3 protein-coding genes and 1 pseudogene are annotated in these 5897 nt (G+C 63.3%); all 4 read left to right on the top strand.

The window, feature by feature from the left end:
• Window positions 1-430: 430 nt before the first annotated feature.
• On the top strand, window positions 431-2665 hold the full coding sequence (locus Q427_RS22620) for a TolC family outer membrane protein (protein WP_043517469.1): 2235 nt from the start codon (window positions 431-433) through the stop codon (window positions 2663-2665).
• 109 nt (window positions 2666-2774) lie between these two features.
• On the top strand, window positions 2775-3998 hold the full coding sequence (locus Q427_RS34650; protein WP_231613863.1) for an ABC transporter transmembrane domain-containing protein: 1224 nt from the start codon (window positions 2775-2777) through the stop codon (window positions 3996-3998).
• Window positions 3999-4162: 164 nt separating this feature from the next.
• Window positions 4163-4944, top strand: a pseudogene (locus Q427_RS34655) (ATP-binding cassette domain-containing protein).
• The coding region (locus tag Q427_RS22630) for a biotin/lipoyl-binding protein (RefSeq protein ID WP_043517471.1) at window positions 4944-5897 on the top strand (954 nt) is incomplete at its 3' end. The pseudogene Q427_RS34655 and the gene Q427_RS22630, both read left to right, overlap by 1 nt.

Here is a 5897-nt window from a genome sequence, read left to right on the forward strand (position 1 = left end):
AACGACAAGCTCGGTTACGCTATCTTACAAATCATGCGGCTGTCACAATAAAGACTGATCCGCTGCCATTCTGGCGGTTGATATCAGGTGATACTGAAGTGATCCACATAAGGCACCCCGGGTGTGCTGAAATCAGTACATAGAATGAATGGAGCTTATGCCATGATGCGGTGAATGCCTGTGGTAGCAGCCCATGTATATGGACGGGTCACCGGCCCGCAGGAATAGGTATGATGTCAGTGATAGGCATGATGTCAGTGATCATGATGTCAGTGATAGAACAGGTTTTGAAAGGGAATCGGGAAAGGATGCACCACCCCCCCATACTCCCATTGGGCGGGTGAGCCCCGAAATAACAATAATTCAAAAAATATTTCAAGCCGGACCATGCCCGTTGGGCGGACGTCCGATCTCATGAAAAGGGAACAGCATGAAAAAGAATTCTGACCTCTCCCGTGCCCGCCTGCTGGCCAAGGCTGTCGTGCTGGGTACGTCGTTGACTCTCCTCCCGATTACGGCTGCCGTGGCACAAAGCCTGCCGCCGGGTATGGCAACCCCGGGGTCTGCCGACCTGCAGCAGGTGATCCGCCAGGCGCTGATGACCAACCCTGAAGTGCAGGCGGCCTGGAATGGCCTGAACGCCGCCGGTCACGATGTCGGTGTGGCTCGCGGCAATTACCTGCCCAGTATCGATGTGGCTGCCGGTATTGGTCGTGAGTACACCGAAGGGGATGGCCGCGGTAGCTACGATACCGACTTTGCCGAGTTGACCCTCAACCAGATGATCTACGATGGCTTTGCAACGCGTAGCGAGGTCGAGCGCCTCGATCGTGCCAAGCTGGTGCGCTACTACGAACTGCTGGGCGCCAGTGAGAACGTGGCACTCGAAGCGGCGCGTGCCTATATCGATGTCAGCCGGTATCGCGACCTGGTGCGCCTGGCCCAGGACAACTATGCCGACCATCAGCGCGTCTTCAATCAGATCGAGGAGCGCGTGCGCTCCGGCGCCGGTCGTGGGGTCGATCTGCAGCAGATTTCCGGTCGTTTGGCACTGGCCGAGTCCAACCTGATGACCGAAGCCTCCAACCTGCACGATGTGACGGCACGTTACCAGCGGATCGTCGGTTCACTGCCTGCCGAGAACCTGGCGCCGGCGCCGCAGCTCGACGATCGCCTGCCGCCCTCCGTCGCCGAGGCGGTCAACCTGGCCTTCGAGGGTAACCCCGAGTTCCATGCCGCCATCGAGAATATCGAGGCGTCACGGGCCGAACAGGCGGGCACCAGGGCGGGCTTCCAGCCAAGGCTGGACCTGCGTGGCCGAACCGGCACCAATAACGAAAGCGGCATCGCAGGGCGCCGTGACCAGCACAGCATCGAGCTGGTGGCGAGCATGAACCTCTACCGTGGCGGCAGCGACCTGGCCTCCTTCCGTGCCGCCAGCGACCGGGTCGAGCAGTCGGTCAACCTGCGCGACAAAGCGTGTAACGATGTCAGGCAGACCACCCAGATTGCCTATAACGACACCCAGCGCTTGCGCGAACAGATGCAGTACCTGAACGAGCACCGCCAGTCCATCGACCGGGTTCGTGGTGCCTACCAGCAGCAGTTCGATATCGGTGAGCGCACCCTGCTCGACGTGCTGGACAGCGAGAACGAATACTTCGAGGCCAGCCGCGCCTACGTGAACGCCGAATATGACGTGGTGCTCGCCGATGCCCGTACACTGGCAGCCATGGGGCAACTGATGCAGGTTCTGGGCGTGGCACGCGACGACATGCCCAGCCTGGCGGAAATGGGCAGTGAAGGTGTCGAGCTCGACCCCAGCGTGATCTGCCCGGTACAGGGGCCGGCCGGCTTTACCCTGGCCGACCTGACCGGCGGCGTGAATGTCCCGGCGCCCGTCCGAGGGCCGGATGTCACCCTGTCGGCCGATGCCCTTTTCGCCGTCAACAGTGCCGACCTGACCCCGAATGCCAGGACCGAGCTCGATGCACTGGTCAACCAGATTCGCGACCGGCAAGACCTCGGCGGCATCGTTATCGCCGGGCATGCCGATTCCACGGGCAGCGATGCCATCAATGATCCGCTGTCCCAGCGTCGTGCCGACAGCGTCGCCGACTATCTGGTCAGCCAGGGCATTCCGCGCAACCTGATCGAAACGCGGGGCTACGGCTCCCGCCAGCCCATTGCCAGCAACGATACCGCCCAGGGCCGTCAGCAGAACCGCCGTGTCGAGGTTACCCTGGAGACCCGCCAGGAGAGTGCCAGTCGCCTCCAGCAGCAAGAGCAGCAGGCAGCGGCCGTATTCGGCAGTGTGCCGAACCCGTCGCCGCAGAAGCCCGAAACGCCTGTGCGTGCAATCGAGGCGACCTCGGGCATTTATGCCAGTATTCCGCAGGAAGTGGCTGCAGTCGAGGACAACGAGATGGCGTCTGTCGTGCCGCAGAATGCCGTCTTCCTGCAGGTGGCTGCACTGTCTCAAGAGGCCTCTGCGGTGGGCCTGCGCGATGAGCTGAGTCGCGTGTTGGATCGTCCAGCCACTCTCGCCAGCGGCTCCGGCCTGCATCGTGTCCGCCTGGGCCCGATCGACTCTCGCGAGCTGGCAGAACTCCAGACCAGGCTCGACCGGATGGGGTATCACGATGCCTATGCGGTGCGTGGCTAGGGACAGGCGATGCACACCCTGTGAGCCCGCCTTTGGTCGGGCCATTGCCTGATGTCAGGCCGCACGCCCCGTGCGGCCTGCACCGTTCCCGCTTTCGCAAGAGGTGGCTGTGACCCTACAGGAAAACATTGAACCGGCGCCGGAGTCGGCCCGGTCCGCAGTGCGTGACGAACTGCTCGCCTGCCTGCAAAGTATCGCTCTTGCCCATGATCACGGTGTCACGGCCGAGTCCCTGACGGCGGGCCTGCCACTCGAGGAGGGCAGGCTGACGCCAGGTGTCTTTCCCCGTGCTGCCAGCCGGGCCGGCATGACGGCAAGAATCGTCAAGAGCCGCCTGGTGCAGCTCAATCCCGCCCTCTTCCCCGTTGTCCTGCTGCTCGAGCCGGGACGGGCCTGCGTGCTCGTCGCCCTGGATATCAAGGCGCGGCAGGCACAGGTGATCTTCCCCGAGCTGGGGGACGCCGTTACCGAAGTGAACCTGGATGGCTTGCTGAGCAGTTACAGCGGCCAGGCCATCTATGTGCGTCCGCGTTTCCGCTTCGATCAGCGCGGTCCGGAAGTGAAGCAGCAACGGGCTCGCCACTGGTTCTGGGGCGTCATTCGTGAGAACCGCAAGCTCTACCGCGATGTGATCATCGGTTCCTTCCTGATCAACCTCTTTGCCGTGGCCATGCCGCTGTTCGTGCTCAATGTCTACGATCGCGTGGTGCCGAACCAGGCGACCGAGACGCTCTGGGTGCTGTCCGCGGGTATTTTCGTCGTGCTCTGCTTCGATCTGGTGCTGCGCTTGATGCGCAACGCCTTCGTCGACCTCGCCGCCAGTCGGGCCGACGTCAAGCTCTCCTCCTCCATCATGGCCAGGGTGCTGGGCCTGCGCATGGAGGCTCGACCGGCGTCCACGGGCTCCTTCGCCGCCACCCTGCAGTCCTTCGAATCGGTACGGGCCTTCATCGGCTCGGCGACGGTGGTCTCCCTGGTCGACCTGCCGTTCGTGCTGCTGTTTGCCGGCATCATTGCCCTGATCGGGCCGCCGCTGGTGCTGCCCGTGATTGCCGGCATCCTGTTTGTCCTGCTTTATGCCATGGCGGCCCAGGGCAAGCTGCATGAGCTTTCCGAGACCACGTGGCGGATCGGTGCGCAGCGCAACGCCACCCTGGTGGAGTCGATCTCGCATCTGGAGACCGTGAAGACCTGCGTGCCGAAAGCCGTATCCAGGGCTCCTGGGAGAAGGCGAGCGCCTTCCTGTCTCGAACGGCAGCTCAGCTACGCCTGGTTAGCTCATCGGTCACCAGTGTGGCGCAATGGGCGCAGCATAGCGTTGCCGTCTGCGTGATCATCATCGGCGTCTACCTGATCATCGACGGACAGCTGACCCAGGGGGGCCTGATTGCTGCCTATCTGCTCTCCTCACGGGCCATGGCGCCGGTGAGCCAGGCGGCAGCGCTGCTGGCGCAATATCACCAGTCATCCACGGCCTTGCAGTCGCTCAATGGCGTGATGGAGCGGCCGGTGGAGCGGCCTGAAGGCAAGCAGTTCATCAGCCGGCCCGTTATTCGCGGTGAGATTCGCTTCGACAAGGTGACGCTGCGCTATCCGGATGAAGAGCGTGATGCACTGCGCGATATCTCGTTGAAGATCGAGGCCGGTGAGAAGGTGGCCTTGCTGGGACGGGTAGGGTGTGGCAAGTCGACGCTGAACAAGTTGATGCTGGGACTCTACCAGCCACCAGTGGCGCCGTTCTGGTCGATGGGGTGGACATTCGCCAGTTCGACCCTATCCAGTTGAGGCGCCATATCGGCTATGTGCCCCAGGACGTCAGCCTGTTCTTTGGTTCGCTACGCGACAACGTGGTGGCGGGCGGGGGCAGCGATGGAGTGGATGACGAGGCGTTGCTGCGGGCGATAGAACTGGCCGGCCTGCAGGGCCTGGTCAATTCACATCCCCATGGCGTCGATCTCCAGGTGGGCGAGCGCGGCCAATCGCTTTCCGGTGGCCAGCGCCAAGCCGTTGCCATTGCCCGGGCACTGGTTCACGACCCCCAGATACTGCTGCTGGATGAGCCGTCCAGCGCCATGGACCATGCCAGCGAGGAGAGCTTCAAGGCGAATCTGAAGACCTATGCGAAGGGCAAGACCATGGTCGTCGTCACGCACCGAACGTCGTTGCTGTCGCTGGTCGACCGCATCATCGTCATCGACGCCGGCAAGGTGGTCGCCGATGGTCCTCGCGACAAGGTGGTCGAGGCCTTGCGCAAGGGACAGATCGGGAGGGCCGGCTGATGGCGAAGCAGAAGGGACCCACTGCCGAACAGCAGGGCTTCGAGGCGATTGGACGGTTCTCCGAGGTGGGGGGCAAGCCGTTTCGGCCATTCATCGACCGACTCTTCTCACGTCGGGTCACATCGGCCCATATCAACCGCGACTGGGCCAGCGACGCCGACTGGGCTCGCATGCAGCAGGACCCGATGCGTGCTCGGGCCTTCCTCTACACCTTTGCACTCGCCGTGGCGGCACTGATCACCTGGTCGTACTTCGCCTCCATCGACGAGGTAACGCGTGGCACCGGGCGAGTCATCCCCTCCAGCCAGCTGCAGAAGGTGCAGACCTTCGACGGCGGTGTGGTGCAGGAGATCCTGGTGCGCGAAGGGCAAATGGTGGAGGCGGGAGAGGTGCTGATGCGCATCGATCCCACCCGCTTCGTAGCCACCTTCCGAGAAAACCGGGCTCAGGCCCTGACGCTGAAGGCCCGTGCCGAGCGTCTGCGCGCACTGATCACGGATACACCCTTTGATCCGGATGAGGAACTGCGTACCGAGGCGCCCCACATCGTGGCCCAGGAGCGCGAAGTCTACGAGAGCCGCCGGGAAGAGCTGCGTGAGCAGGAGAGCATACTTCGCGACCGTGTCCGCCAGCGCGAGGAGGAGCTCAACGAAGCGAAAGCACGGCGGGATACCGCGCAGCGGGAGGCGAACATGGCCGGCCAGGAGCTGAACCTGACTCGGCCGCTGCTGCAGTCCGGCGCCGTTTCCGAAGTGGACATTCTGCGACTGGAGCGGGAGGTGTCCCGGGCCACCGGTGAGCGCAACCAGGCGGCTTCGGCGGTGGCACGTCTCGAGGCGGCGGTGGAGGAGTCCAGGACACAACTGCGAGAACTGGGTATCGAGCGGCGCAGCGACTGGCGCAACGACCTGGCCCAGACCCTGGGCGACCTCAATGCATTGGACGAATCCAGC

It is taken from the genome of Halomonas sp. BC04, assembly GCF_000568385.1.

Coding starts and splice junctions, on each gene's coding strand:
- Q427_RS22620 (WP_043517469.1), top strand. CDS start 431: ATGAAAAAGAATTCTGACCTCTCCCGTGCCCGCCTGCTGGCCAAGGCT.